The sequence below is a fragment of the Pseudomonas sp. Pseusp49 genome (assembly GCF_059491875.1).
In genome coordinates this window covers 1,035,338-1,061,073 of the sequence record NZ_CP168514.1, presented here as the reverse complement: position 1 = coordinate 1,061,073, position 25,736 = coordinate 1,035,338, and the positions used below count along the sequence as shown (strand labels likewise).

20 protein-coding genes are annotated in these 25,736 nt (G+C 62.0%); 10 read left to right on the top strand and 10 right to left on the bottom strand.

The window, feature by feature from the left end; all coding sequences use genetic code 11:
- Positions 1 to 29 precede the first annotated feature (29 nt).
- The 7 genes from ACEN83_RS04605 to nagE all read left to right on the top strand — a co-directional run bounded on the left by ACEN83_RS04605 (position 30) and on the right by nagE (position 8,770).
- Positions 30 to 581, top strand: a complete 552-nt coding sequence (locus tag ACEN83_RS04605) for an NUDIX hydrolase (RefSeq protein WP_116581918.1) — start codon at positions 30 to 32, stop codon at positions 579 to 581.
- A 122-nt stretch (positions 582 to 703) separates the two neighbouring features.
- On the top strand, positions 704 to 1,207 hold the full coding sequence (locus tag ACEN83_RS04600) for a L,D-transpeptidase family protein (RefSeq protein WP_007973946.1): 504 nt from the start codon (positions 704 to 706) through the stop codon (positions 1,205 to 1,207).
- 284 nt (positions 1,208 to 1,491) lie between these two features.
- Positions 1,492 to 2,223, top strand: a complete 732-nt coding sequence (locus tag ACEN83_RS04595; protein ID WP_218485921.1) for a GntR family transcriptional regulator — start codon at positions 1,492 to 1,494, stop codon at positions 2,221 to 2,223.
- Positions 2,224 to 2,258: 35 nt separating this feature from the next.
- Positions 2,259 to 3,365 (top strand): N-acetylglucosamine-6-phosphate deacetylase, encoded by a 1,107-nt coding sequence (gene nagA, locus ACEN83_RS04590; RefSeq protein ID WP_495579612.1) that lies wholly within the window; start codon positions 2,259 to 2,261, stop codon positions 3,363 to 3,365.
- A complete protein-coding gene (locus tag ACEN83_RS04585) occupies positions 3,346 to 4,368 on the top strand; it encodes an SIS domain-containing protein (RefSeq protein WP_495579611.1) in 1,023 nt (340 codons plus the stop codon). Before nagA ends, ACEN83_RS04585 begins: the two co-directional genes overlap by 20 nt.
- Before the next feature lie 129 nt (positions 4,369 to 4,497).
- Positions 4,498 to 7,014, top strand: coding sequence for a phosphoenolpyruvate--protein phosphotransferase (ptsP, locus tag ACEN83_RS04580; protein WP_495579610.1), 2,517 nt, complete (start codon positions 4,498 to 4,500; stop codon positions 7,012 to 7,014).
- Between the two features lie 40 nt (positions 7,015 to 7,054).
- The gene (gene nagE, locus ACEN83_RS04575) at positions 7,055 to 8,770 is read left to right on the top strand and encodes an N-acetylglucosamine-specific PTS transporter subunit IIBC (protein ID WP_495579609.1); all 1,716 of its coding nucleotides are present in this window, start codon (positions 7,055 to 7,057) and stop codon (positions 8,768 to 8,770) included.
- 127 nt (positions 8,771 to 8,897) lie between these two features.
- Here the strand turns inward: nagE and ACEN83_RS04570 are convergent, their stop codons facing one another.
- Together ACEN83_RS04570 and purL are read right to left on the bottom strand one after the other, a co-directional pair.
- Positions 8,898 to 9,209, bottom strand: coding sequence for an NGG1p interacting factor NIF3 (locus tag ACEN83_RS04570; protein WP_495579608.1), 312 nt, complete (start codon positions 9,207 to 9,209; stop codon positions 8,898 to 8,900).
- 5 nt (positions 9,210 to 9,214) lie between these two features.
- Complete coding sequence (gene purL / locus ACEN83_RS04565; protein WP_495579607.1) at positions 9,215 to 13,111, bottom strand: phosphoribosylformylglycinamidine synthase; 3,897 nt, start codon at positions 13,109 to 13,111, stop codon at positions 9,215 to 9,217.
- A 285-nt stretch (positions 13,112 to 13,396) separates the two neighbouring features.
- Here purL and mltF point away from each other — a divergent pair, with 285 nt between their 5' ends.
- On the top strand, positions 13,397 to 14,857 hold the full coding sequence (mltF, locus tag ACEN83_RS04560) for a membrane-bound lytic murein transglycosylase MltF (protein ID WP_104450772.1): 1,461 nt from the start codon (positions 13,397 to 13,399) through the stop codon (positions 14,855 to 14,857).
- Between the two features lie 83 nt (positions 14,858 to 14,940).
- Here the strand turns inward: mltF and pdxJ are convergent, their stop codons facing one another.
- From pdxJ to lptF, 8 genes are all read right to left on the bottom strand, one after another.
- Entirely contained in the window at positions 14,941 to 15,687 is a 747-nt protein-coding gene (gene pdxJ / locus ACEN83_RS04555; protein WP_407800598.1) for a pyridoxine 5'-phosphate synthase, read from the bottom strand.
- Between the two features lie 50 nt (positions 15,688 to 15,737).
- A complete protein-coding gene (gene recO / locus ACEN83_RS04550) occupies positions 15,738 to 16,424 on the bottom strand; it encodes a DNA repair protein RecO (RefSeq protein WP_116581910.1) in 687 nt (228 codons plus the stop codon).
- A gap of 121 nt (positions 16,425 to 16,545) precedes the next feature.
- Positions 16,546 to 17,448 (bottom strand): GTPase Era, encoded by a 903-nt coding sequence (gene era / locus ACEN83_RS04545; RefSeq protein WP_007973959.1) that lies wholly within the window; start codon positions 17,446 to 17,448, stop codon positions 16,546 to 16,548.
- Positions 17,441 to 18,130 (bottom strand): ribonuclease III, encoded by a 690-nt coding sequence (gene rnc / locus ACEN83_RS04540; protein WP_007973960.1) that lies wholly within the window; start codon positions 18,128 to 18,130, stop codon positions 17,441 to 17,443. Before rnc ends, era begins: the two co-directional genes overlap by 8 nt.
- Before the next feature lie 186 nt (positions 18,131 to 18,316).
- Positions 18,317 to 19,171 carry a signal peptidase I gene (gene lepB / locus ACEN83_RS04535; RefSeq protein ID WP_008053222.1) on the bottom strand — a complete coding sequence of 285 codons (855 nt, stop codon included), beginning with the start codon at positions 19,169 to 19,171 and terminating at the stop codon, positions 18,317 to 18,319.
- A gap of 5 nt (positions 19,172 to 19,176) precedes the next feature.
- Complete coding sequence (gene lepA / locus ACEN83_RS04530) at positions 19,177 to 20,976, bottom strand: translation elongation factor 4 (RefSeq protein ID WP_007973962.1); 1,800 nt, start codon at positions 20,974 to 20,976, stop codon at positions 19,177 to 19,179.
- A gap of 171 nt (positions 20,977 to 21,147) precedes the next feature.
- On the bottom strand, positions 21,148 to 22,209 hold the full coding sequence (gene lptG / locus ACEN83_RS04525; protein ID WP_116581908.1) for an LPS export ABC transporter permease LptG: 1,062 nt from the start codon (positions 22,207 to 22,209) through the stop codon (positions 21,148 to 21,150).
- Positions 22,202 to 23,320, bottom strand: a complete 1,119-nt coding sequence (gene lptF, locus ACEN83_RS04520; RefSeq protein WP_495579606.1) for an LPS export ABC transporter permease LptF — start codon at positions 23,318 to 23,320, stop codon at positions 22,202 to 22,204. The genes lptG and lptF overlap by 8 nt, the downstream gene beginning before the upstream one ends.
- Before the next feature lie 434 nt (positions 23,321 to 23,754).
- Here lptF and ACEN83_RS04515 point away from each other — a divergent pair, with 434 nt between their 5' ends.
- Together ACEN83_RS04515 and ACEN83_RS04510 are read left to right on the top strand one after the other, a co-directional pair.
- Positions 23,755 to 25,245 (top strand): leucyl aminopeptidase, encoded by a 1,491-nt coding sequence (locus tag ACEN83_RS04515; RefSeq protein ID WP_495580845.1) that lies wholly within the window; start codon positions 23,755 to 23,757, stop codon positions 25,243 to 25,245.
- A 61-nt stretch (positions 25,246 to 25,306) separates the two neighbouring features.
- The gene (locus ACEN83_RS04510; protein ID WP_495579605.1) at positions 25,307 to 25,735 is read left to right on the top strand and encodes a DNA polymerase III subunit chi; all 429 of its coding nucleotides are present in this window, start codon (positions 25,307 to 25,309) and stop codon (positions 25,733 to 25,735) included.
- Position 25,736 lies beyond the last annotated feature (1 nt).

Here is a 25,736-nt window from a genome sequence, read left to right as displayed (position 1 = left end):
AGATAGGCGCAGCATTCAGGAACCCCAGCATGAAATTTTGCAGCCAGTGCGGTAACCCGGTGACCCAGCGCATTCCCGAGGGCGATTCACGCCTGCGTTTTGTCTGCGACAGCTGTCAGGCCATCCACTACCAGAACCCCAATATCGTCGCCGGCTGCGTGGCGACCTGGGGCAGCAAGGTGTTGCTGTGCCGGCGGGCCATCGAGCCGCGCCGGGGCTACTGGACCCTGCCCGCCGGTTTCATGGAGAACGGCGAGACCATCGAACAGGCCGCCATTCGCGAAACCGCCGAGGAAGCCTGCGCCCGGGTGCGCAACCTGAGCATCTATACCCTGATCGATGTGCCGCACATCAGCCAGGTGCATGTGTTCTTCCGTGCCGAGCTGGCCGATCTGGATTTTTCTGCCGGCCCCGAGAGCCTGGAAGTGCAACTATTCGACGAAGCGGACATTCCTTGGGATGAGCTGGCTTTCCGCACGGTGGGCCGTACCTTAGAATGCTTCTTCGCTGACCGGCGGACCGAGATCTATCCCGTACGGTCTGAATCGATTCCGCCGCTTGCCCAGCCTGCCATTATCTGATGCCATATTGGTATCATTGGTAGCGGCTGAAGAATCGTCCGAACGCGGCTTGAGCCTTCGGCAGCTCCTACATAAAACATCTATAAATGAATAGTCGCGACACCTCCTGGGGAATCGTTTCAATGCGCTGGTTGCTTGCCCTGTTCTGTTTGTCTTTCGTCGCGGTGTCCCAGGCTTCTGCCCTGGAACCCCTGGACGGCAAGGTCATCGAGAAAATCCTGGTTCTCAAGTCGTCCCATCAATTGCAATTGATCAATGACGGCAAGCCGCTCAAGACCTATCGCATTTCCCTGGGCAAGCGTCCCAAGGGGCCGAAACTGATGGAAGGCGACAAGCGCACCCCGGAAGGCCTCTACTGGGTCGACTGGCGCAAGGTCAGTGATAAATTCAACCTGGCGATGCACATTTCCTACCCGAACATCAGCGACTCGGCCCGCGCCCGCCGTGAAGGCGTCGAGCCCGGCGGCATGATCATGATCCACGGCACCCCGGACACCGAGGACACCCCGGAAGACCTGTTCCACACCCTGGACTGGACCGACGGCTGCATCGCCATGCGCAACATGGACATGCGTGAAGTCTGGAACCTGGTGCCGGACGGCACGATGATCGAGATTCGTCCGTAATTCCCTCGACCATTGGTCGGCATCAAAAAATAAAATCAAAAGATCGCAGCCTGCGGCAGCTCCTACAGGGTTGATACCAATCCCACCTGTAGGAGCTGCCGCAGGCTGCGATCTTTGTCGTTTTAAAGCCCACCGCTAATACCACTTCAAACCACCCCACCTCCACCCGGCCACAATCAGCCAATTCTTGTAAAACACCCGCGTTGACATGGTATGCAAGTGGTATTAGTTTCGCCTCACAACCGGGCGACAACAATCCTATATCCGCATCGGACAATGCCTACATGAACGACCTACAGGCCCTGCGCCCCGACGACACTCAACCCACGCCGTTGTACCTGCAACTGGCACGCAATCTGGAAGCGGCGATCCATGCCGGCCAGTGGAAAGCCGAACAGGCCATGCCGTCGGAACGCCATCTGAGCGAGACCCTGGGTATCTCCCGCGTCACCGCCCGCAAGGCGCTGGAAGTGTTGTTCGAACAGGGCCTGATCCGCCGTAACCAGGGCTCCGGCACCTTCATCACGCCGCGCCTCGAACAACCGCTATCGCGACTGTCCGGTTTCAGTGAAATGCTCCGCCTCAAGGGTTTCGTGCCCGGTTCGCAATGGCTGGAGCGGGAAATCACCCTGCCGACCCACGAAGAGCTGATCCGCCTCGGCCTGTCGCCCAACGACAAGGTCGCGCGGCTCAAACGCCTGCGCAAGGCCGACGACACCGTGATGGCCATCGAGATGAGCACTCTGCCCGCCTCGATCATTCCCAAGCCGCAATCAGTGGGTGATTCCCTCTACGAATTTCTCGACGGCATCGGCAAGCCGGTGGTGCGCGCCTTGCAGCATATCCAGGCGATCAACGCCTCGGAAGAGTTCGCCGCGCTGGTCGGCATCGCCCCCGGCACCGCCATGCTGCTGATGACCCGGGTCGGCTACCTGGAAGACAACACACCCATCGAAGTCACCGACACCTATTGCCGCAACGACTACTACGACTTTGTGGCCGAACTGCGTCGCTGACAAAACAGCCGGTCGCTAAAAACCGAGATCCCGACATGTCCGAAGACAACATCCTCACCGCCCGCGGCTGGGTTCGCGGCCGACTGGTCCACGCCCACGGCAAGGTCGTGTCCATCGAAGGCGTCCCTTGCGATCCGGCGGACAACGACCTGCCTTATCTGCTGCCGGGTTTCATCGACCTGCACGTTCACGGCGGTGGCGGCAAAGACATCATGGAAGGCACGCCCGCCTTCGAAACCATCACCCGCACCCACGTGCGCTTCGGCACCACCTCGCTGCTGGCCACCACCATGACGGCGCCGAGCGACGAGATCACCAGCGTACTCAAAGCCGTCGGCGAATTCTGTGAGCAGCGACCACAAGGCTGCGCCCGGGTGCTCGGCGTGCACCTCGAAGGCCCCTACATCAACCCCGGCAAGCTCGGCGCGCAACCCAACTTCGCCCACACCGCGTTGATGGCCGAGGTCGAAGCGTACCTGGCACTGGCGCCGATCCGGGTGATCACCATTGCCCCGGAAATAGCCGGTCACGATGCCTTGATCCGCGACCTCAGCCGCCGCGGCATCCGCATGCAGATCGGCCACACCCTGGGCAGTTACGAGGAAGGCGTCGCGGCGCTGGAGGCCGGCGCCAGCAGCTTCACCCACCTCTACAACGCCATGAGTCCGCTGCATCACCGCGAGCCGGGGATCGTCGGCGCGGCACTGGCCCACGCCAAATACGCCGAACTGATCCCGGACTTGCTGCACGTGCACCCCGGCGCCATCCGCGTCGCCCTGCGCTCGATCCCGTGCCTGTACTGCGTCACCGACTCGACCGCCGCCGCCGGCATGCCCGACGGCGAGTACAAACTCGGCAGCCACACCGTGACCAAGTGCCTGGGCGGCGTGCGCCTGCCCGACGGCACCCTGGCCGGCAGCACCCTGACCATGGATCAGGCGTTGCGCAACCTGGTGAAAATCGGCCTGCCCATCGCCGAAGCCTCGCAGCGCCTGTCGCAATTCCCCGCCGACTACCTCGGCCTCACCGAACGCGGGCGCCTGCAACCGGGGGCCTGGGCCGACTGCGTGCGGCTGGATCGCTCACTGAAACTGACCGCCGTCATGGTCGAAGGAGAAGACATTGACTTCAAAAATGCTTGAAGAGGCGCTATCCTCGTTCGAGGCCGTGCAAACCCAACTGCAGCAACTCGACCCGCAGATGATCGAGATCGCCGGACGCCTGCGTCGTCAGCCCCCGCAAGTGGCCATGACCGTGGCGCGCGGCAGCTCCGACCACGCCGCCAGTTACTTCGCCTATCTGACCATGCAGCTGCTGGGCATCCCGGTGGCATCGTTGCCGATGTCGGTGGTGACCATGCAGCAGGCGCCGCTGAAGGTCAGCGGCCAGGTGGCATTCGCCTTCTCGCAATCGGGGCAAAGCCCGGACCTGGTCAACAGCCTGCGCCTGTTGCGCAAGCGCGGCGCCTTGAGCATTTCGCTGGTCAATGCCGAGGACTCGCCGCTGGAAGCCGCCTGTGAGTTCAGCCTGCCGCTGTGTGCCGGCACTGAAAGCAGCGTCGCCGCGACCAAGAGTTTCATCGCCACCCTGAGCGCCAGCGCGCGGTTGATCGGGCACTGGAAGGACGACGCCGAACTGCTCGAGGCCGGCTTGGCCTTGCCCGACGGCCTGCGCAACGCCGCGCAGCAGGACTGGAGCCCGGCCATCGAGGTCTTGCGCGATTGCCAGCGGCTGATGGTGATCGGCCGTGGCGCCGGTTTCGCCATCGCCCAGGAAGCGGCGCTCAAATTCAAAGAGACCTCGGCGATCCAGGCCGAAGCCTTCAGCAGCGCCGAAGTCCGTCACGGCCCGATGGCCCTGATCGGCGACAACTACCCGCTGCTGGTGTTTGCCCCACGGGGCGCCGAACAGGCCGGTCTGCTGAGCCTGGCCGCCGACATGCGCCAGCGCGGCGCCCGTGTCCTGCTGGCCGCACCGGATGACGTGCTCGAGCGCGACCTGACCCTGACCCGCGCCGAACACCCGGCCCTCGACCCGATCCTGGCGATCCAGAGTTTCTACGTGATGGCCGCCGGCCTGGCCGTGGCCCGCGGCATGGACCCGGACCAGCCGCGGCACTTGAGCAAAGTCACCCGCACCCACTGATGACCGGTGTCCCGTGTGTAGGAGCTGCCGCAGGCTGCGATCTTTTGATTTTGAAGATCAACAGATCGCAGCCTGCGGCAGCTCCTACACAAGCGTGCCAAGCGAACCTTTATTTGATGAGACCGAGCCATGCATAACAACAATAAAGAGCTGACTTTAAGCGCCCCGCTCAGCGGCCCGGTGCTTACACTCGCCAAAGTCCCGGACCCGGTGTTTGCCAGCGGCGCCATGGGCGACGGCATCGCCATCGATCCGCTCAACGACACGCTCCACGCCCCCTGCGCGGGTGTGGTGGTGCATGTCGCGCGCACCGGTCACGCGCTGACCTTGCGTGCCGACAACGGCGCGGAATTGCTCCTGCACCTGGGCCTCGACACGGTCGAGCTGCAGGGCCAGGGTTTCTCGATGCTGGTCAAGGAAGGCGCGCGCGTCGCCAATGGCCAACCCCTGCTGCGCTACGACCTGGACAAGGTCGCGCAACAATGCAAAAGCCTGGTCAGCCTGCTGATCCTCACCAACAGCCAGGACTTTCAGGCGCGGCCCATCACCCTCAAATCGGTGAAAGTCGGTGAGCCGCTGCTGCACATCATTCGTCGACAGACATCGACCGCAGAGGTCGATGTCGAGTTTGCCGGCGCCGAGATTGTCGGTCACGTGCGCATTGCTCACCGTGGCGGCCTGCACGCGCGGCCGGCGGCGTTGATCCGCCAGACCGCGCAAGGTTTCAAAAGCAAATCGCAGCTGCACTTCGCCGGCAAGTCGGCCACCTGCGACAGCTTGATCGGCCTGATGGGGCTGGCCATCGGCGAGCAGGCAGAAGTCCAGGTCAGTTGCCAGGGCCCGGATGCCGAAGCCGCGCTGCAAGCCTTGCTCACCGCGTTATCCACAGCCCTGGCTGAAGACAGTCACGCCGCCGCGCCACCAACAATCGCCCAACGCAATCGCCCCGCCGAAGCCGGTGTGTTGCACGGCGTCTGTGCGGCGCCCGGCCTGGTCGGCGGGCCGCTGATTCGCCTGAATGCGATCAGCCTGCCAGTGGATGCCGGCGATCATGATCCGCAACAGCAACGCCAGGTTCTGGACGCGGCACTGGGCCAGGTGCGCAGCGAAATCGACCACACCCTGGCCCTGGCAAAAAAACACAAGGACAGCGCTGAAGAGGCCATTTTCGCCGCACACCTGGCGCTGCTCGAAGACCCGGCCTTGCTGGACGCTGCCAGCCAATCCGTCGACCAGGGCACAGCCGCGACCCACGCCTGGAGCCAGGCCATCGACGCGCAATGCGAAGTGCTCCAGCAAACCGGCAGCACATTGCTCGCCGAACGCGCCAACGACCTGCGCGATCTCAAGCAACGGGTGCTGCGCGTATTGCTCGGCGATACCTGGCATTACGACGTGCCGGCCGGCGCCATCGTCGCGGCCCATGAACTGACCCCCTCCGATCTGCTGCAACTGAGCCAGCAAGGCGTCGCCGGGCTGTGCATGGCCGAGGGCGGTGCGACCTCCCACGTGGCGATTCTGGCCCGGGGCAAAGGCCTGCCGTGCATGGTCGCACTGGGCTCGACGCTGCTGGATCAGCAACAGGGGCAACCGGTGGTGCTGGACGCCGACGGCGGCCGCCTCGAACTGGCACCCGGCACTCAGCGCCTGGCCGACGTGCGCCAGCTGCAACTGCAACAGCGACAACGCCGGGCCGAACAACAGGCCCAGGCGCACACACCGGCGCTGACCACCGATGGCCTGCACATCGAAGTCGCCGCCAACGTGGCGTCCAGCACGGAAGCGGCAGACGCATTGGCCAATGGCGCCGACGGCGTCGGCTTGCTGCGCACCGAGTTTCTCTTCGTCGACCGCCTCACCGCCCCGGACGAACAGGAACAACATCAGGCCTATCAGGCCGTGCTCGATGCCATGGGCGACAAGTCGGTGATCATCCGCACCATCGACGTCGGTGGCGACAAGCAACTCGACTACCTGCCACTGCCCGCCGAGGCCAACCCGGTGCTCGGCCTGCGCGGCATTCGCCTGGCCCAGGTCCGCCCGGAACTGCTCGACCAGCAACTGCGCGCGCTGCTGCACCTGAGCCCATTGTCACGCTGCCGGATCCTGCTGCCGATGATCACTGAGGTCGATGAACTGCTGCACATCCGCCAACGCCTCGACGCCTTGTGCACCGAACTGGGTCTGGCGCAGCGCCCGGAGCTGGGGGTGATGATTGAAGTGCCGGCCGCCGCGTTGCTGGCCGAGCAACTGGCGGAGCACGCGGACTTCCTGTCCATCGGCACCAATGACCTGTCGCAATACACCCTGGCCATGGACCGCGATCATGCCGGCCTTGCCGCGCGCGTCGATGCGTTGCACCCGGCCCTGCTGCGGTTGATCGCCCAGACCTGCGCCGGTGCGGCACAGCACAAGCGTTGGGTCGGTGTGTGCGGTGCACTGGCGTCCGATCCGCTGGCCACGCCGGTGTTGATCGGCCTGGGGGTCAGCGAGCTGTCGGTGAGCCCGGTACAGATCGGTGAAATCAAGGACCGCGTGCGTCATCTCGACGCCAGCGAATGCCGGCGTATCAGCCAGGGCCTGCTCAAGCTGAGCAGCGCCAGCGCCGTGCGTCATGCCTGCCACCAGCATTGGCCTCTGAGCTGAGCTCTTTACAAAAGAAGAACAAAATCCAGGGAGATCCGCCATGTACCAACTTTTCATTGAAGGCCTGCAACGCCTCGGCCGCGCACTGATGCTGCCGATCGCGATCCTGCCGATTGCCGGCCTGCTGCTGCGCCTGGGCGATACCGACCTGCTGAACATCGCGATCATCCACGACGCCGGCCAAGTGATCTTTGCCAACCTGGCGATGATCTTCGCCATCGGCATCGCGGTCGGTTTCGCCAAGGACAACAACGGTACGGCGGGGCTTGCCGGGGTGATCGGCTACCTGGTGATGATCGCCACCCTCAAGGTGCTCGACCCGAGCATCAACATGGGCATGCTCGCCGGGATCGTCAGCGGCCTGATGGCCGGCGCGCTGTACAACCGCTTCAAGGACATCAAGCTGCCGGAATACCTGGCGTTCTTCGGTGGGCGACGGTTCGTGCCGATTGTCACCGGGTTCGCCGCCGTGGGCCTGGGCGTGGTGTTCGGCTATATCTGGCCGCCGATCCAGCACGGCATCAACAGCTTCGGCACACTGATGATGGAGAGCGGCAGCCTTGGTGCGTTCGTCTTCGGCGTGTTCAACCGCCTGCTGATCGTCACTGGCCTGCACCATATCCTCAACAACATGGCGTGGTTCGTGTTCGGCAACTTCACTGACCCCACCACCGGTGCGCTGGTCACCGGCGACCTGTCGCGCTACTTCGCCGGCGACCCGAAAGGCGGCCAGTTCATGACCGGTATGTTCCCGATGATGATCTTCGGCCTGCCCGCCGCGTGCCTGGCGATGTACCGCAACGCCCTGCCGGAACGGCGCAAGGTGATGGGCGGGATTTTCCTGTCGATGGCCCTGACCGCGTTCCTGACCGGCGTGACCGAGCCGATCGAATTCGCCTTCATGTTCCTCGCGCCGCTGCTGTTTCTGCTGCATGCGCTGCTGACCGGCCTGTCGATGGCCATCACCAATGCGCTGAATATTCACCTGGGCTTCACGTTCTCCGGTGGCTTCATCGACATGGTGCTGGGCTGGGGCAAGTCCACCAACGGCTGGCTGGTGTTCCCGGTGGGCCTGGCGTATGCCGTGATCTATTACGTGGTGTTCGATTACTGCATCCGTCGTTTCGACCTGAAGACACCGGGACGCGAAACCAGCGCTGCCGCCCCGCAGGCAGCGGTGGCCGACAATGAGCGCGCCGGGGCTTACATCAAGGCCTTGGGCGGCGCGGAGAACCTGATCACCGTCGGCGCCTGCACCACGCGGTTGCGCCTGGACATGGTGGATCGCAACAAGGCCTCGGATGCCGATCTGAAGGCGCTCGGCGCCATGGCCGTGGTGCGTCCGGGCAAGGGCGGGAGTCTGCAGGTAGTGGTCGGGCCGATGGCCGATGCGATTGCCGACGAAATTCGCCTGGCGATGCCGGCGCTGGGGCGTGCCATTGTGTCGTCGCCAGCAGCAGAAATCGACGCGCCTCCACCTGTCGCCGTGGCAACACCCGAGGCGCAGCTATGGCTCAATGCGCTGGGGGGTGGCGACAATGTGCTGCAACTCGACTGCATCGCCATGACGCGCCTGCGCCTGCAACTGGCCAATGGCAAGGCGTTGTCGGAGTGTGATTTGAAAGCGCTGGGTTGCCAGGGAGTGAGTCAGCTGGAAGGCGGGATCTGGCACCTGTTGATCGGCGACAAGGCGCCGAGTTTGAGTGATGCGCTGGAAGCGCTGGTCAATCGCAATGAGGTCAGTGCCAAGGTTTGATCGACGACGTACACATTGTAGGAGCTGCCGAAGGCTGCGATCTTTTGATTCTGTTTTTAAGATCAAAATCAAAAGATCGCAGCCTTCGGCAGCTCCTACAGTGTTTTTTCATTTCGGCAGTGGGGGATCAGAAATCCTCCAGGCGCCACACTTCATAAGCCGGTGTCTCGTAGGGATGGCTCTGTTTCAAAGCCGCCACCACCGCGTGAATCAACTCATCAGCCACTACAAGCTCGACTTTCCATTCCTCGACCTGTTCGACCTGCCCTGCCTCGCCAATGAACGGCTGACTGCCGTCCAGTGGACGAAACTGGCCCAGACCCAACACTTGCCATGCACAGTGATCGTAAGCACCGATCCGTCCGCCACCGGCAGCGAATACGGCACTTTTGACCTGTTCCACATGACTGGTCGGAACAAAGAAGCTGAGCTTGTACACGACGCTTAGTTCACCCACACGCGAGCGTTACGGAACATGCGCATCAACGGTGCATCTTCGTTCCAGTCATCCGAGCGCCACGAGTTCTGCACGGCGCGGAACACACGCTCCGGGTGCGGCATCATGATGGTCACGCGGCCGTCGCGGCTGGTCAAACCGGTGATCCCGCGCGGCGAGCCGTTCGGGTTGGCCGGGTAGCTTTCGGTGACCTTGCCGTGGTTGTCGACGAAACGCATCGCCACGCAACCGGACAGATCGGCTTCCAGCAACGCTTCTTCGCTGGCGAACTCGGCATGACCTTCGCCGTGGGCGATGGCGATCGGCATGCGCGAACCGGCCATGCCCTGCAGGAAGATCGAGTTCGACTCCTGGATCTGCACCATGGCAACACGGGCTTCGAACTGTTCGGAACGGTTGCGCACGAAGTGCGGCCAGAACTCGCTGCCCGGGATCAGCTCGTGCAGGTTGGACATCATCTGGCAACCGTTGCACACACCGAGGGTGAAGCTGTCGTTGCGCTCGAAGAAGCCCTGGAACGCATCGCGGGCACGGCTGTTGAACAGCGCGGATTTCGCCCAGCCTTCACCGGCACCCAATACGTCGCCGTAGGAGAAGCCGCCGCAAGCGACCATGCCCTTGAACTCGTTCAGGTCGACACGGCCGGCCAGGATGTCGCTCATGTGCACGTCGATCGCGTTGAAACCGGCGCGGTCGAACGCCGCCGCCATTTCCACCTGACCGTTGACGCCCTGCTCACGCAGCACGGCAACCTGTGGGCGGATGCCTTTCTTGATGTAAGGCGCGGCGATGTCCTGGTTGATGTCGTAGCTCAGCTTGACGCTCAGGCCAGGGTTGTCTTCTTCCAGCAGCACGTCGAACTCTTGCTCGGCGCAGTCGGCGTTGTCACGCAGGCGCTGGATCTGGTAGCTGGTCTCGGCCCATTGACGCTGCAGCAGACGACGCTGGCCTTCGAACACGGTGTCACCGTTGAAGGTGATGCTGATCTCGCCGTTGTTCATCGGCTGACCGATCACCGACACGCAATCGCCCAGGCCGGCAGCGCTGAACTGCGCGAGGATGTCCGGGGTGGCGTCCTGGCGAACCTGGATCACGGCACCCAGTTCTTCGTTGAACAGGATGGCGGCGATGTCGGCGGAGGTTTCTGCCAGACCGTCGAGGTTCAGGCTCAGGCCGCAGTGACCGGCGAACGCCATCTCGACGACGGAGGTCAGCAGACCACCGTCGGAGCGGTCGTGGTAAGCCAGCAGGTGACCGTCGGCGTTGAGGCCCTGGATCACGGCGAAGAAGGCCTTCAGGTCTTCGGCGTCGTCGACGTCCGGCGCCTGCTTGCCGAGCTTGCCGTGGACCTGCGCGAGGATCGAGGCGCCCATGCGGTTCTGGCCGCGGCCCAGGTCGATCAGGATCAGGTCGGTGGTGCCCTTGTCCATGCGCAGTTGCGGGGTCAGGGTCTGACGGATGTCAGTCACTGGCGCGAAACCGGTCACGATCAGGGACATCGGCGACGTGACGGACTTGTCCACGCCTTCATCGTTCCAGCGCGTGGCCATGGACATCGAGTCCTTGCCCACCGGAATGGTGATGCCCAGCTCAGGGCACAGCTCCATGCCGACCGCTTTCACGGTGTCGTACAGGCGCGCGTCTTCGCCCGGGTGACCGGCAGCGGACATCCAGTTCGCCGACAGCTTGATGTCGGAGATCTTGCCGATGCGCGAGGCCGCGATGTTGGTCAGGGTTTCGCCGATGGCCATGCGGCCCGACGCCGGAGCGTCCAGCAGCGCCAGCGGAGTCCGCTCGCCCATGGCCATGGCTTCACCGGTGTAGACGTCGAAGCTGGTGGCGGTGACGGCAACGTCGGCCACCGGAACCTGCCACGGGCCGACCATCTGGTCACGGGCCACGAGGCCGGTGATGGTGCGGTCGCCGATGGTGATCAGGAAGCTCTTGCTGGCCACGGCCGGGTGATGCAGGACGCGCTCGACGCAGTCGGCAATGTTCAGGGTCGACGGATCGAAATCGTCGCCCAGCTCGGCTTCACGCACCACCGAACGGTGCATGCGCGGCGCCTTGCCCAGCAACACTTCCAGTGGCATGTCCACCGGGCTGTTGCCGAAGTGGCTGTCCGTGACAGTAAGCTGCGGCTCGGCAGTGGCTTCGCCGACCACGGCAAACGGGCAACGCTCACGTTCGCAGATCGCTTTGAAACGCTCGAAGTCAGCCGGGCCGACCGCCAGAACGTAGCGTTCCTGGGATTCGTTGGACCAGATTTCGTGCGGGGCCATGCCCGGCTCGTCGTTTGGAATGTTGCGCAGTTCGAAACGGCCACCGCGGTCGCCGTCGTTGACCAGTTCCGGGAAGGCGTTGGACAGACCGCCCGCACCCACGTCGTGGATGAAGCTGATCGGGTTCCTGTCACCCAGTTGCCAGCAACGGTCGATGACTTCCTGGCAGCGACGTTCCATTTCCGGGTTTTCGCGCTGAACCGAAGCGAAGTCCAGGTCCGCCGAGCTGGTGCCGGTGGCCATGGAGGAAGCCGCGCCGCCGCCCAGGCCGATCAGCATCGCCGGGCCGCCGAGCACGATCAGCTTGGAGCCAACGACGATCTCGCCTTTCTTGACGTGTTCTTCACGGATGTTGCCCATGCCGCCTGCCAGCATGATCGGCTTGTGGTAGCCGCGAACTTCGTCACCGTGCGGGGTGGTGATCGACTGTTCGAAGGTACGGAAGTAGCCGGTCAGGGCCGGACGCCCGAATTCGTTGTTGAACGCGGCGCCGCCCAATGGGCCTTCGATCATGATGTCCAGCGCGGTCACGATGCGCTCAGGCTTGCCGTACGGCACTTCCCACGGCTGTTCGAAGCCCGGGATCTGCAGGTTGGACACGGTGAAACCGGTCAGGCCGGCCTTTGGCTTGGCGCCACGGCCAGTCGCGCCTTCGTCACGGATCTCGCCACCGGAACCGGTGGACGCGCCCGGGAACGGGGCAATCGCGGTCGGGTGGTTGTGGGTCTCGACCTTCATCAGGATGTGCACCGGTTCCTGCACCGCGCCGTACTGACGGGTTTCAGGGTCCGGGAAGAAACGACCGGCCACGGAGCCAACGATCACCGAAGCGTTGTCCTTATAAGCCGACAGGACACCTTCGCTGTGCATCTGGTAGGTGTTCTTGATCATGCCGAACAGGCTTTTTTCCTGGCTCTCGCCATCAATATCCCAACTGGCGTTGAAGATCTTGTGACGGCAGTGCTCGGAGTTCGCCTGGGCGAACATCATCAGTTCGATGTCATGCGGGTTGCGCGAAAGGCCCACGAAGGCGTTGACCAGGTAGTCGATCTCGTCTTCGGCCAGGGCCAGGCCCAGCTCGGTGTTGGCTTTTTCCAGCGCGGCGCGGCCGCCACCCAGCACGTCGATGGCGGTCAGGGGTTTCGGTTCGGCGTGGCTGAACAGGCCGGCGGCCTGTTCGAGGTTGCCCAGCACGATCTGGGTCATGCGGTCGTGCAGACCGTCAGCGATCAACCGGGCTTCAGCATCGCTGAACTGGCCGGCCACGTAGAACGCGATGCCGCGCTCCAGACGCTGGATTTTCGCCAGGCCGCAGTTGCGGGCGATGTCGCTGGCCTTGCTCGACCATGGCGAAATGGTGCCGAAACGCGGCAGCACCAGAAACAGACGACCGGTCGGTTCTTGTACCGGAACGCTTGGACCGTACTTCAGAAGGCGCGCGAGCACCTGCTGTTCGTCGCCGGTCAGGACGCCGGTAACTTCGGCGAAGTGAGCGAATTCAGCATACAGGCCGCTGACAGCCGGAACCTTCTGGCTCAGTTGCTCAAGGAGCTTGCTGTGGCGAAAGGCGGAAAGGGCAGGAGCGCCGCGCAGGATCAACATCTTCGGGACAGCCTCGGGAAGGGGTGTGCTTTGAGGCCGTGCATTCTAGCCTAAACAGCCCGCGACATCACCCGAAACGCTACGCACGGTTGCACTCGGGTGTCGATCTGTGTTTCTGCCCCGAAAGTCAGGTTAACCGGGCGTGTGACGACAGCTTATTTTTACTGTAACAAAACCCAGACAAGGCCCGTTCCTGCGGGGTTTCGGCCGAATTTGTGATCTCTAGCAGACAAGCCACTCGCTGTCGAGATATGGCGCCCGTGGTCCTTTGCGTATACTGCGCAGATGTTTTTCCCAATGGCTTTGCGTCCGCGGTACGCCAAATGGCTGATCGCAACCGGACTCTTCCTGATGCTCGGCGCCTGTGTTGATAAACCCAACACGCTCGAGCGCGTAAAGGAGGATGGTGTGCTGCGGGTGGTTACCCGAAACAGCCCCGCCACCTACTTTCAGGATCGCAACGGTGAAACCGGCTTCGAATACGAGCTGGTGAAGCGCTTCGCCGACGATCTGGGGGTCGAGCTCAAAATCGAGACCGCCGACAACCTCGATGACCTGTTCAATCAGGTCGGCAAGCCCAACGGCCCGGTGCTGGCGGCGGCCGGCCTGGTCAGCAGCGAAGAACGCAAGAAGCAGGTGCGCTTCTCGCACTCCTATCTGGAAGTCACCCCGCAGGTCATCTACCGCAACGGCCAGTCACGGCCGACCGACGCCAAGGATCTGGTGGGCAAGAAGATCATGGTGCTCAAGGGCAGCACCCACGCCGAACAGCTGGCGCAGCTGAAACAGAAATTCCCCGGCATCGAGTACGAAGAGTCTGACGCAGTCGAGGTCGTCGATCTCCTGCGCATGGTCGACGAAGGTCAAATCGACCTGACGCTGGTCGACTCCAACGAAGTCGCGATGAACCAGGTGTACTTCACCAACATCCGGGTCGCCTTCGACCTCGGTGACGCCAGCAACCAGAGCTGGGCCGTAGGGCTGGGCGACGACAACAGCCTGCTCAACGAAATCAACGACTACCTCGACAAGGTCAAGAAAAACGGCACCCTGCAACGCCTCAAGGATCGTTACTACGGGCACGTCGACGTGCTCGGCTACATGGGTGCCACCACCTTTGCCCAACACTTGCAGCAGCGTTTACCCAAATACGAACAGCACTTCAAGTCGTACGCCAAGAAGGAGAAAGTCGACTGGCGCCTGCTGGCGGCCATCGGCTATCAGGAATCCCTGTGGCAACCGGCCGTCACGTCCAAGACCGGTGTGCGCGGCCTGATGATGCTGACCCAGAACACCGCGCAGGCCATGGGCGTGTCCAACCGCCTCGACCCGAAACAAAGCATCATGGGCGGCGCCAAGTACCTGGCCTACATGAAGGACCAGCTCGACGACTCGATCCAGGAACCGGACCGCACCTGGTTTGCCCTGGCGGCCTACAACGTCGGTAGCGGCCATCTGGACGACGCGCGCAAACTGGCGGCCAAGGAAGGATTGAACCCGGACAAATGGCTGGACGTGAAGAAGATCCTGCCGCGCCTGTCCGAGAAGAAGTGGTACAGCAAGACCCGCTACGGCTACGCCCGCGGCGGCGAACCGGTGCATTTCGTGGCGAACATCCGTCGCTACTACGACATCCTGACCTGGGTAACCCAGCCGCAGCTTGAAGGCGACCAGGTCGCCGAGGGCAAACTGCTTGTGCCGGGGATCGACAAGACCAAGCCGGCTCAAGAGCCAGCGCCGCTTTAAAGCAACAGATCGCAGCCTTCGGCAGCTCCTACAGGTGTACACAAAACCCTGTAGGAGCTGCCGCAGGCTGCGATCTTTTGATCTTAACCCTTCAAGGCAGCCGCCAGAATCAGCGCCTTCATCTCCGACACCGCCGACTTGAAGCCAACGAACAACGCATGGGCCACCAGCGCATGCCCGATGTTCAGCTCGTTGATGCCCTTGATCGCCGCCACGGCTTCAACGTTGTGATAATGCAGGCCATGCCCGGCATTGACGATCAGGCCCTGGGCCAGGCCAAAGGCCACGCCATCGGCGACACGCTTGAGTTCTTCGGCGACTTCGGTCGGTGTCTCGGCATCGGCATAACGCCCGGTGTGCAGTTCGATGGCCGGGGCGCCAACACGGCGCGAGGCTTCGATCTGGCGCTCGTCGGCGTCGATGAACAACGACACTTCGGAGCCGATCTTCGACAAGCGTTCAACCGCCGCCTTGATCCGCGCTTCCTGCCCCGCCACATCCAGTCCGCCTTCGGTGGTCAGCTCCTGACGGGTTTCCGGCACCAGGCAAATGTGCGCCGGGCGGATGCGTTCAGCGAACTGCATCATTTCTTCGGTGACGCCCATTTCGAAGTTCATGCGGGTTTGCAGCACGTCCTTGAGCACCAGAACGTCGCGCTCCTGAATGTGCCGGCGGTCTTCGCGCAGGTGCACGGTGATGCCGTCAGCGCCCGCCTCTTCCGCGTCCAGCGCTGCCTTGACCGGGTCCGGATAACGGGTGCCCCGGGCCTGACGCAGGGTGGCAACGTGGTCGATGTTCACGCCAAGAAGAATACGGGTGCTGGTGGTCACGGAAAGCGCTCCAGAAGAAGAGAAAGTTCGGTGCACAGCATACGGTGTGATCAGGGCTTGCGAAACAGCTCGCGACTGACAAGTGGACGGCCGCCCAGGTGTACGGCCAACGCCTGGCGCATCAAGCGCTTGGCGGCAGACAAAGCGCCAGGGGCAGACCAGTCGGCCTCAGCCATGGCCAGCAGTTCGGCGCCGTTGAACAGACCCGGTTGCAGCAGGTAGACCCGCTCCAGCCCGGCATCCACTTGCAAACGGTAGAGGCCGTCCGGTGCGATGGGCTGATCGTGAATATCCGTCGTCAGGGAAAACCCGTAGCCAAGGTCATCGAGCAAGCGCCATTCGAAGGAGCGCAGCAAGGGCTCCAGGGGTCGACCTTCGGCCAGGGCCAGCAAGGTGGCGGCGTAATGATCGAACACCGAGGGGAGCGGATCTTCAGCGGGCAACAGGCGAATCAGCAGTTCATTGAGGTAAAGACCGCTGAACAGCGCCTCGCCATTGAGCCAGGTGGAAACACCGGCACTTTCCATGCGCCCGACGTTCTTCAGCTCACCCTTGCCCCGGAACTCGACTTCCAATGGCACGAACGGCCGCGCCAGCGTCCCGGCCTTGCCCCGCGCACTGCGCAACACCGCCCGCAGCCGGCCTTGCGGCGTCAGGAAATCCACCAGCGCACTGTTTTCACGGTAGGCGCGCGAATGCAGGACGTAAGCGGGTTGGGCGATGGGAGCGGTCGACATGGTGATGGGTTTACCTGTCAGGGATAGCAAAAAGATCGCAGCCTGCGGCAGCTCCTACAGGTATGCACAAAACCCGTATAGGAGCTGCCGCAGGCTGCGATCTTTTGATCTTTGAATCCAGTTACAGGTCGCCATAACCCAGCGAACGCAGCGCACGCTCGTCATCGGACCAGCCGCCCTTAACCTTGACCCACAGGTTGAGCATGATCTTGGAGTCGAACAGCAGCTCCATGTCCTTGCGCGCTTCGGTGCCGATACGCTTGATGCGCTCGCCCTTGTCGCCAATGATGATTTTCTTCTGGCCATCGCGCTCGACGAGGATCAAGGCATGGATGTGCAGGGTCTTGCCCTGCTGCTTGAACTCTTCGATCTCGACGGTGATCTGGTACGGCAGCTCGGCGCCCATCTGGCGCATGATTTTCTCGCGCACAAGCTCCGCGGCGAGGAAGCGGCTGCTGCGGTCGGTGATCTGGTCTTCCGGGAAGAAGTGATCGTTTTCCGGCAAGTGCTCGGCAATCACCCGCTCCAGTGCATCGAGGTTGTGCCCGTGCTGTGCGGAAATCGGGATGATCTGCGCATTCGGCAGCTGCTCCTGCAACCAGCTCAGGTGCGGCATCAGCTCGGCCTTGTCTTCGATGCGATCGGTCTTGTTCAGCGCCACGATCAGCGGGCCGGTCACGTACTGGACGCGCTCGAGTACCATCTGGTCCTCTTCGGTCCACTTGGTGCGGTCGACCACGAAGATCACCACGTCGACGTCTTTCAACGCCGCCGAAGCGGTCTTGTTCATGTAGCGGTTCAGGGCCTTCTCGCCACCCTTGTGCATACCGGGGGTGTCGACGTAGATCGCCTGCACGTCACCCTCGGTCTTGATACCGAGCATGTTGTGGCGGGTGGTTTGCGGCTTGCGCGAGGTGATCGCCAGCTTCTGACCCAGGATGTGGTTCAGCAGCGTGGACTTGCCCACGTTCGGACGGCCGACGATGGCAACATAGCCACAGCGCGTTGCGTTTGTATCAGTCATTGCCATTCTCCACACCCAGGGCAATCAGTGCTGCGGCGGCCGCTACCTGTTCGGCAATACGACGGCTCACACCCTGACCTCGGCTTTTTTCATTCAGTAAGATGATTTCGCATTCGACGAAGAACGTCCGGCAATGCGGCTCACCCTGGATATCCACCACTTCGTAACGCGGCAGCTCACAACCACGGGACTGCAGGAACTCTTGCAGGCGGGTCTTCGGATCTTTGTTGGTGTCGACCAGCGTCAGGCCTTCGAACTCACCGGCCAGCCAGGCGAGCACACGCTCGCGGGCCACTTCCATGCCGGCATCGAGGTAGATCGCTCCGATCAGCGCTTCGAGGGCATCGGCCAGAATCGACTCGCGACGGAAACCGCCGCTTTTCAGCTCGCCCGAGCCCAGGCGCAGGTACTCGCCCAGATCGAAACCACGGGCCAGTACAGCCAGGGTCTCACCTTTCACCAGGCGTGCGCGCAAACGCGACAACTGGCCTTCGCGGGCCAGCGGGAAACGCTCGAACAACGCCTCGCCGGCGACGAAATTGAGGATGGCGTCACCGAGGAATTCCAGGCGCTCATTGTTACGCCCGGCAAAACTGCGGTGAGTCAGGGCCAGGACCATCAGTTCCTGATCCTTGAAGGTGTAGCCGAGCTGACGCTCTAGACGGCTTAAGGAGACGCTCACGGTTTACCCACGCTGAGTTCGTGGTTCGATTGCACTGCCATCGTCGTGAGGCGGCGCAGGCTTGGGACAATTAACGCTGTGTTCAAAAATAACGTCCTGAATATCATTGGCTTCATGCTTTTTTCCGTCACCTTCTTCAGGTTCCAGAAATGCATTCGGCGCTGTGTTCAACAGCGCCGTGTTTGATTACTTGATCAGGCCAACCCGCGAGAAATTCGGCAGGTGACTGAGTTTGGGTTCCGGCCAGCTCATCCAGACCGCGAAGGCCTTGCCGACGATATTCTTGTCGGGAACCATGCCCAGCAGATCCTTGGGAATGTTCGGATCATCCCAGTAGCGACTGTCGTTCGAGTTGTCGCGGTTGTCGCCCATCATGAAGTAGTGCCCGGCCGGCACGGTCCACGAATGGTCCGGCATGGCGCGGTAGCGACTCATCTCCTTACGGATCATGTGCTCGGCGGCGCCGAGTTTTTCCTTGTAGAGCTCGGCGCTACCCAGCGTGCCCGGCTCGGAGCCCACCAGTTGCTCGGCAATCGACTGACCGTTGACGAACAGACGCTTGTCCGCGGTGTAGCGAACCGTGTCGCCCGGCAAGCCAACCACACGCTTGATGTAGTTGACGTTCGGATCGCTCGGGTAGCGGAATACCATGACATCGCCGCGCTGCGGATCACCGACTTCGATGACTTTCTTGTCGATCACCGGCAAGCGGATCCCGTAGGAAAACTTGCTCACCAGGATGAAGTCGCCGACATCCAGGGTTGGCTTCATCGAACCGGAAGGAATCTGGAACGGTTCCACCAGGAACGAACGCAGCACCAGCACGATGAACAACACCGGGAAGAACGACTTGCCGTATTCGACCAGCAGCGGCTCTTTGTTCAGCTTCTCGACCACGACCATGTCAGGCTGGCTGACGCTGCCCTGATAGGAAGCGATGGCGGCACGCCGACGCGGGGCCAGGATCAACAGATCGAGCAACGCCAACAGGCCGCAGACAAATACGGCGATGACCAGCAACAGCGGGAAATTTAGTGACATAGGACCTAACTATCCAACCTGAGCACTGCAAGGAAGGCTTCCTGTGGAATTTCCACGTTGCCGACCTGCTTCATGCGTTTCTTACCGGCCTTTTGCTTTTCCAGCAGCTTTTTCTTACGGCTGACGTCACCACCGTAGCATTTGGCCAATACGTTCTTTCTGAGCGCCTTGACGGTTGTCCGCGCCACAATCTGCCCGCCAATGGCGGCCTGGATTGCCACGTCGAACATCTGCCGCGGAATCAGATCCTTCATCTTCTCGGTCAACTGGCGACCTTTGTAGTGCGAATTGTCACGGTGCACGATCAGCGCCAGGGCGTCGACCTTGTCACCGTTGATCAGCACGTCCAGTTTCACCAGGCTGGCCGATTGGTAACGATCGAAATGGTAGTCCAGAGAAGCATAGCCGCGACTGGTGGATTTCAGACGATCGAAGAAGTCCAGCACCACTTCGTTCATCGGCAAGTCGTAGGTCACTTGTACCTGAGAGCCGAGGAACAGCATGTCGACCTGTACACCGCGTTTTTCGATGCACAGGGTAATGACGTTGCCCAGATGCTCTTGCGGCACAAGAATATTGGCGCGCACGATCGGCTCGCGCATGTCTTCGATGGCAGACAGGTCCGGCAGCTTCGACGGGTTATCGACGTAGATCGTCTCGCCGGTCTTGAGCAGCAGCTCGAAGATTACCGTCGGCGCCGTGGTGATCAGGTCCAGGTTGTACTCGCGCTCCAGGCGCTCCTGGATGATTTCCATGTGCAACATGCCGAGGAAGCCGCAACGGAAGCCGAAGCCCAGGGCGTCGGAGCTTTCCGGCGTGTATTGCAGCGACGAATCGTTGAGGGTGAGCTTTTGCAGCGCCTCGCGGAAGTCTTCGAAGTCGTCGGAGCTGACCGGGAACAGGCCGGCGTACACCTGCGGCTGAATGCGTTTGAAGCCCGGCAGTACGTCGACGTCCGGCGTCGAGCTCAAGGTCAGGGTATCGCCCACTGGCGCACCGTGAATGTCCTTGATGCTGGCGATGATGAAGCCCACTTCGCCGGCCTTCAGGTCAACGGTCGGGGTGTGTTTCGGGTTGAAGACACCGACGCTGTCCACCAGGTGGATCTTGCCGGTGGACTTGACCAGGATCTTGTCGCCCTTCTTCACGCGGCCGTGGCGCACGCGCACCAGGGAGACAACGCCCAGGTAGTTGTCGAACCAGGAGTCGATGATCAACGCCTGCAGCGGATCTTCGATGTTGCCGGTCGGCGCCGGAATGGTGGTCACCAGGCGCTCGAGCACTTCATCGACGCCCAGACCGGTCTTGGCAGAGCAAGTGACCGCGTCGGTGGCATCGATGCCGATGATTTTTTCGATTTCTTCCTTGACGCGCTCCGGATCGGCCTGTGGCAGGTCGATCTTGTTCAGCACCGGCATCACTTCCAGGCCCTGCTCGATCGCCGTGTAGCAGTTGGCAACCGATTGCGCTTCAACGCCCTGACCGGCGTCGACCACCAGCAGCGCGCCTTCACAGGCCGCCAGCGAACGGCTGACTTCGTAGGTGAAGTCAACGTGGCCGGGGGTGTCAATGAAGTTCAGCTGGTAGTTGATACCGTCTTTGGCTTTGTAATACAGAGTAACGCTGTGCGCCTTGATGGTGATCCCGCGCTCGCGCTCGAGGTCCATGGAGTCCAGGACCTGGGCTTCCATTTCGCGCTCGGCCAGGCCGCCACACATCTGGATGAAGCGATCAGCCAGCGTCGACTTGCCATGGTCAATGTGGGCGATGATGGAGAAATTGCGGATATGACTCAAATCACTCACGGATCAACACTCAAAAAGGCTGCAGGCATAGCCCGCCGAAAAATAGCCGGGAATTGTACCTGATCCACGGCACTAGCGTCACGTTCGCAGGTCAGACGGCACCTACAAAAACGCCCCGGTCTTGCGACAAGGGCGTTTTTGATCGTCAAAGCGCTCGGAAAAAGCCCGCCATCAACCGGCCCGGCGCAACAGCCAGAGCCCGGCCACGGCACAAATACCCGCCGGCACCAGCACCGAAAGCAACGGTGGGAAGCCGAACACCTGGCTCGAAGGGCCCAGCAGATCCTGAACGATGCGGAAGGTAAAGCCCACCAGCACGCCAGTGAACACCCGTTGACCCAGGGTCACCGATCGCAGCGGACCAAAGATGAAGGAAATCGCCATCAACACCAGGGCGGCAGTCACCAGCGGCTGCAACACCTTGACCCAAAATGCCAGCCAGTAACGGCTGTTGTTCAACCCCTGGTCCGCCAGGTAGTGGATATAACCCCACAGACCGCTGATCGACAGCGACTCTGGCACCATGACCACGGTGCTCAGCAATTGCGGACTCAAGGCCACGCCCCAACGCTCGACCGGGGTCGACACCACTTCAGTGCTGCGTTCGTGGAACACCGTGGTCGTGACGTCCGTCAACTGCCAGTGATCCGTGTCGAACTCGGCGCGCTTGGCGAAGCTCGCCGACAGCATGTGCCGCTCGTTGTCGAAACGGTAGCGGGTCACGCCGTACAGGATGCCGTTAGGCTGCACCGAGTTGACGTGAATGAACTCGTCGCCCTGGCGGTGCCACAAACCGTGCTTGGCGCTTTGTGCATCGCCGCTACCCTGGGCCAGCGAGCGATTGGCCTGCGCGGTGGTTTCAGCAGGTGGAGCGACGTACTCGCCGATCAGCAAACCGGCCAGCATCAATACCAGCATCGGCTTCATGACCGCCCAGACGATCCGGCCGATCGACACGCCGGCAGCGCGCATGATCGTCAACTCACTGTTGCTGGCCAGAGTGCCCAGGCCGATCAGGCAACCGATCAGCGCGGCCATCGGCAGCATTTCGTACATCCGGCGCGGCGCGGTCAACAACACATAACTCAGCGCATCGACCAGGGTGTAGGTGTCGCTGACTTCACTCATCTCGTCGATGAAGGCAAACAGCGTCGCCAGACCAAGAATGATCCCGAGCACCGCCAGAATCGCCATGAACACGCTGCTACCAATGTAGCGATCCAGCTTAACCACGGGCCACCTCCAGCGCGCTGCGGCGACTCGCCCTCATCAAGCGCAAGGGTTCCCAATAGAGCAGGCCCAGGCCAATGGCCAGGAAAATCCCGTGCACCCACCACAAGCCAAACACTGCAGGGATCTTGCCCTTGTCGAGGGCACCACGGGCGGCAATCAGAATGGTCAGGTAAGCCATATAGAGAAGAATCGCTGGCAGCAATTTGAGGAATCGACCCTGACGCGGGTTGACCCGCGACAGTGGCACCGCCATCAAGGTGACGATGAACACCAGCAATGGCAGCGAGATGCGCCATTGCAATTCGGCACGCATGCGAATGTCTTCACTGCCGATCAACGTACTGGTCGGCATCGCATCGCGGTCGGTGACTTCGTCGCTGACTTCCGGTTTTGGCAGCAACACACCGTATTCGTCGTACTTGATCGCCCGGTAGTCGGCCTGACCCGGACTGCCGTCATAGCGATAGCCGTTGTCCAGGATCAGGTAGCGGTTGCCGTCCGGTCGAATTTCCTGACGCCCCTTTTCCGCCACCAGCACAGAAATTCCGCGATCCTTGTTGTTGGAACTGATGTTCTTCTGCGAGATGAACACGCCACCCAGGTTCACGCGATCATCCGACATGCGCTCGGTATAGGTGACCCGGGTGCCGTCACGCAGGGACTGGAAGCGCCCCGGCTCCAGGGTATCGAATTCGGTGAGGGCATCCTGCTTGTTCAGCAGCAGCTGAAACTGATTGGCCCCTTGTGGCGCCAGGCTCAGGCTCAGCCACGCGACGACGAGTGCAACCAGGGTGGCCGGAAACATCGTCATCCAGACCAGCCGCTGCTGGCTCATGCCGGTGGCCGAGAGCACGGTCATTTCGCTTTCGAGGTACATCCGACCGTAGGACAACAGGATCCCGAGAAACAGCCCCAGCGGCAGGATCAGCTGGAGGAACCCCGGCATGCGAAAGCCCATGATCAGGAACAGCGAGCCCGGATCCAGCAGGCCCGAGGCGGCCTGGGCGAGGTATTTGATGAAGCGACCGCTCATGATGATGACCAGCAGCACGGCGCTGACGGCGCTCAAGGTCAACAGGACTTCGCGGGACAGATAACGGAAGACGATCAAACCAGACACTCCAGGGTTGTCAGGCTAAGGCGGCCAAACAAGCAAACGTTTCGGACAGCCCGCAAGACAGAGCCGCCGAAAAAAGATGGCGCATTATCCTGTGATTGGGTGCGCCTGTCACTGCGCAATGCATTGGGGTGCAGGGTGTAGGGGTGAGCTTGCTCCGGGCGGCGTTCCGACGATGGTCGTCAATGATAACGCGGGGAGCCTGAAGCCCCGCGGTGGTCTCGGGTTCTTCGCGAGCAGGCTCGCTCCTGCAACAGGGCCGTCAATTCCATGAAGATCGTACAACCGAGGGTTGTCAGCCGCCGGTAGCGAGGTTCAAACTGCGGCCTTTGTCGCCGGTCGATCCTGGCGCCTTTCTTTATATAAGCAATCGACGCACATAAGGTGTCGGGCGCATGCGTGATAACCATCAATTCAGGGACCCGGACATGGAACTGGTTGTAAAAAGCGTCAACCCGGAAACGTTGAAGACCGCCACTCTCGTGGTCTCCGTCGGCGAAGGCCGCAAGCTCGGCGCCGTTGCCAAGCAACTCGACGAACTGAGCGGCGGCGCGATCAGCGCAGTGCTCAAGCGTGGCGACCTGGCCGGCAAGGTTGGCCAGAGCCTGTTGCTGCACAGCTTGCCGAACCTCAAGGCCGAGCGCGTGCTGCTGGTGGGCGTTGGCAAGGACGACGAGCTGGGTGACCGCCCGTTCCGCAAGATCATCGCCGGCATCCTCAACACCCTGAAGGGCCTGGGCGGCAGCGACGCGGTGCTGGCCCTCGACGAAATCGTGGTCAAAGGCCGCGACAGCTATGGCAAGACCCGCCTGCTGGCCGAAACCCTGGTGGACGGCGAATACAGCTTCGAGCAGTTCAAGAGCCAGAAAACCGAACCCCGCGCCCTGAAGAAAATCACCCTGCTGACCATCAAGGCCGCCCAGGCTGAAGTGCAGCGCGCCGTGACCCACGCCACTGCCATCGCCAACGGCATGGCCTTCACCCGTAACCTGGGCAACCTGCCGCCGAACATCTGCCACCCGACTTTCCTCGGCGAGCAGGCGAAAGACCTGGGCAAGGAATTCAAGGATCTGAAAGTCGAAGTCCTCGACGAGAAGAAGATCAAGGCGCTGGGCATGGGTTCGTTCTACGCCGTAGGCCAGGGCAGCGCCCAGCCGCCACGCCTGATCGTCATGCAATACAACGGCGGCAAGAAATCCGAGAAGCCGTATGCGCTGGTCGGTAAAGGCATCACCTTCGACACCGGCGGCATCAGCCTCAAGCCAGGCGCCGGCATGGATGAAATGAAGTACGACATGGGCGGCGCCGCCAGCGTGTTCGGCACCCTGCGTGCCGTGCTGGAGCTGAAGCTGCCGATCAACCTGGTGTGCATCCTGGCCTGCGCCGAGAACATGCCGAGCGGCAACGCTTCGCGCCCTGGCGACATTGTCACCACCATGAGCGGCCAGACCGTGGAAATCCTCAACACCGACGCCGAAGGCCGTCTGGTGCTGTGCGACGCCCTGACCTACTCCGAGCGCTTCAAGCCACAAGCCGTAATCGACATCGCGACCCTGACCGGTGCCTGCGTGGTCGCCCTGGGTTCCCACACGTCGGGCCTGCTGGGCAACAACGACGAACTGATCGGCCAACTGCTGAGCGCCGGCAAGGCTGCCGACGACCGCGCCTGGCAACTGCCGCTGTTCGATGAGTACCAGGAACAGCTGGACAGCCCGTTCGCCGACATCGCCAACATTGGCGGCCCGAAAGCCGGCACCATCACCGCCGCCTGCTTCCTTTCGCGCTTCACCAAGAACCTGAACTGGGCGCACCTGGACATCGCCGGCACCGCCTGGACCAGCGGCGGCAAGGACAAGGGCGCCACTGGCCGTCCGGTTCCGTTGCTGACCCAATACCTGCTGGACCGCGCCAAAGCCTGAAACCAATGACCCTGGGGAGCATTGCTTTCGGGCAGTGCCCCCCCAGGGCTCAGGAACCGCAATGACCAAAGTCGACTTCTATATCCTGCCCAGCGCCGATCCTTCGGCACGCCTGGATTTCGCCTGCAAGCTCACCGAAAAAGCCTGGCGCATGGGGCACCGTGTCTACCTCAATTGCAGCGACGCCGCCCAACGCAACGATCTCGACGCACGCCTCTGGACGTTCAAGGGTGAAAGCTTCGTGCCCCACGGCCCCGCCGAAAACGAACCGGATGGCTTGATTGTCCTGGGTCTGGGTGACGATTGCGGTCAGCATCAGGACTTGTTGGTCAATCTCGACCTGAAAGTCCCGGCCTTCGCCCAGCGTTTCGCCCGCGTGGCGGAAGTGGTGGTGGAAGACCCGACGATTCGCCAGGCCGCGCGGGAGAGTTTCCGTTTCTACCGCGAACAGGGCTATCCTCTGCAAGATCACCGTTTACAGCGACTCTGAG

What these genes read in the sequence shown, in the direction of transcription:
- ACEN83_RS04605 (WP_116581918.1), top strand. Translation starts at nt 30, where the DNA reads ATGAAATTTTGCAGCCAGTGCGGTAACCCGGTGACCCAGCGCATTCCC.
- ACEN83_RS04600 (WP_007973946.1), top strand. Translation starts at nt 704, where the DNA reads ATGCGCTGGTTGCTTGCCCTGTTCTGTTTGTCTTTCGTCGCGGTGTCC.
- ACEN83_RS04595 (WP_218485921.1), top strand. Translation starts at nt 1,492, where the DNA reads ATGAACGACCTACAGGCCCTGCGCCCCGACGACACTCAACCCACGCCG.
- nagA (WP_495579612.1), top strand. Translation starts at nt 2,259, where the DNA reads ATGTCCGAAGACAACATCCTCACCGCCCGCGGCTGGGTTCGCGGCCGA.
- ptsP (WP_495579610.1), top strand. Translation starts at nt 4,498, where the DNA reads ATGCATAACAACAATAAAGAGCTGACTTTAAGCGCCCCGCTCAGCGGC.
- nagE (WP_495579609.1), top strand. Translation starts at nt 7,055, where the DNA reads ATGTACCAACTTTTCATTGAAGGCCTGCAACGCCTCGGCCGCGCACTG.
- purL (WP_495579607.1), bottom strand. Translation starts at nt 13,111, where the DNA reads ATGTTGATCCTGCGCGGCGCTCCTGCCCTTTCCGCCTTTCGCCACAGC.
- mltF (WP_104450772.1), top strand. Translation starts at nt 13,397, where the DNA reads ATGTTTTTCCCAATGGCTTTGCGTCCGCGGTACGCCAAATGGCTGATC.
- recO (WP_116581910.1), bottom strand. Translation starts at nt 16,424, where the DNA reads ATGTCGACCGCTCCCATCGCCCAACCCGCTTACGTCCTGCATTCGCGC.
- era (WP_007973959.1), bottom strand. Translation starts at nt 17,448, where the DNA reads ATGACTGATACAAACGCAACGCGCTGTGGCTATGTTGCCATCGTCGGC.
- lepB (WP_008053222.1), bottom strand. Translation starts at nt 19,171, where the DNA reads ATGTCACTAAATTTCCCGCTGTTGCTGGTCATCGCCGTATTTGTCTGC.
- ACEN83_RS04515 (WP_495580845.1), top strand. Translation starts at nt 23,755, where the DNA reads ATGGAACTGGTTGTAAAAAGCGTCAACCCGGAAACGTTGAAGACCGCC.
- ACEN83_RS04510 (WP_495579605.1), top strand. Translation starts at nt 25,307, where the DNA reads ATGACCAAAGTCGACTTCTATATCCTGCCCAGCGCCGATCCTTCGGCA.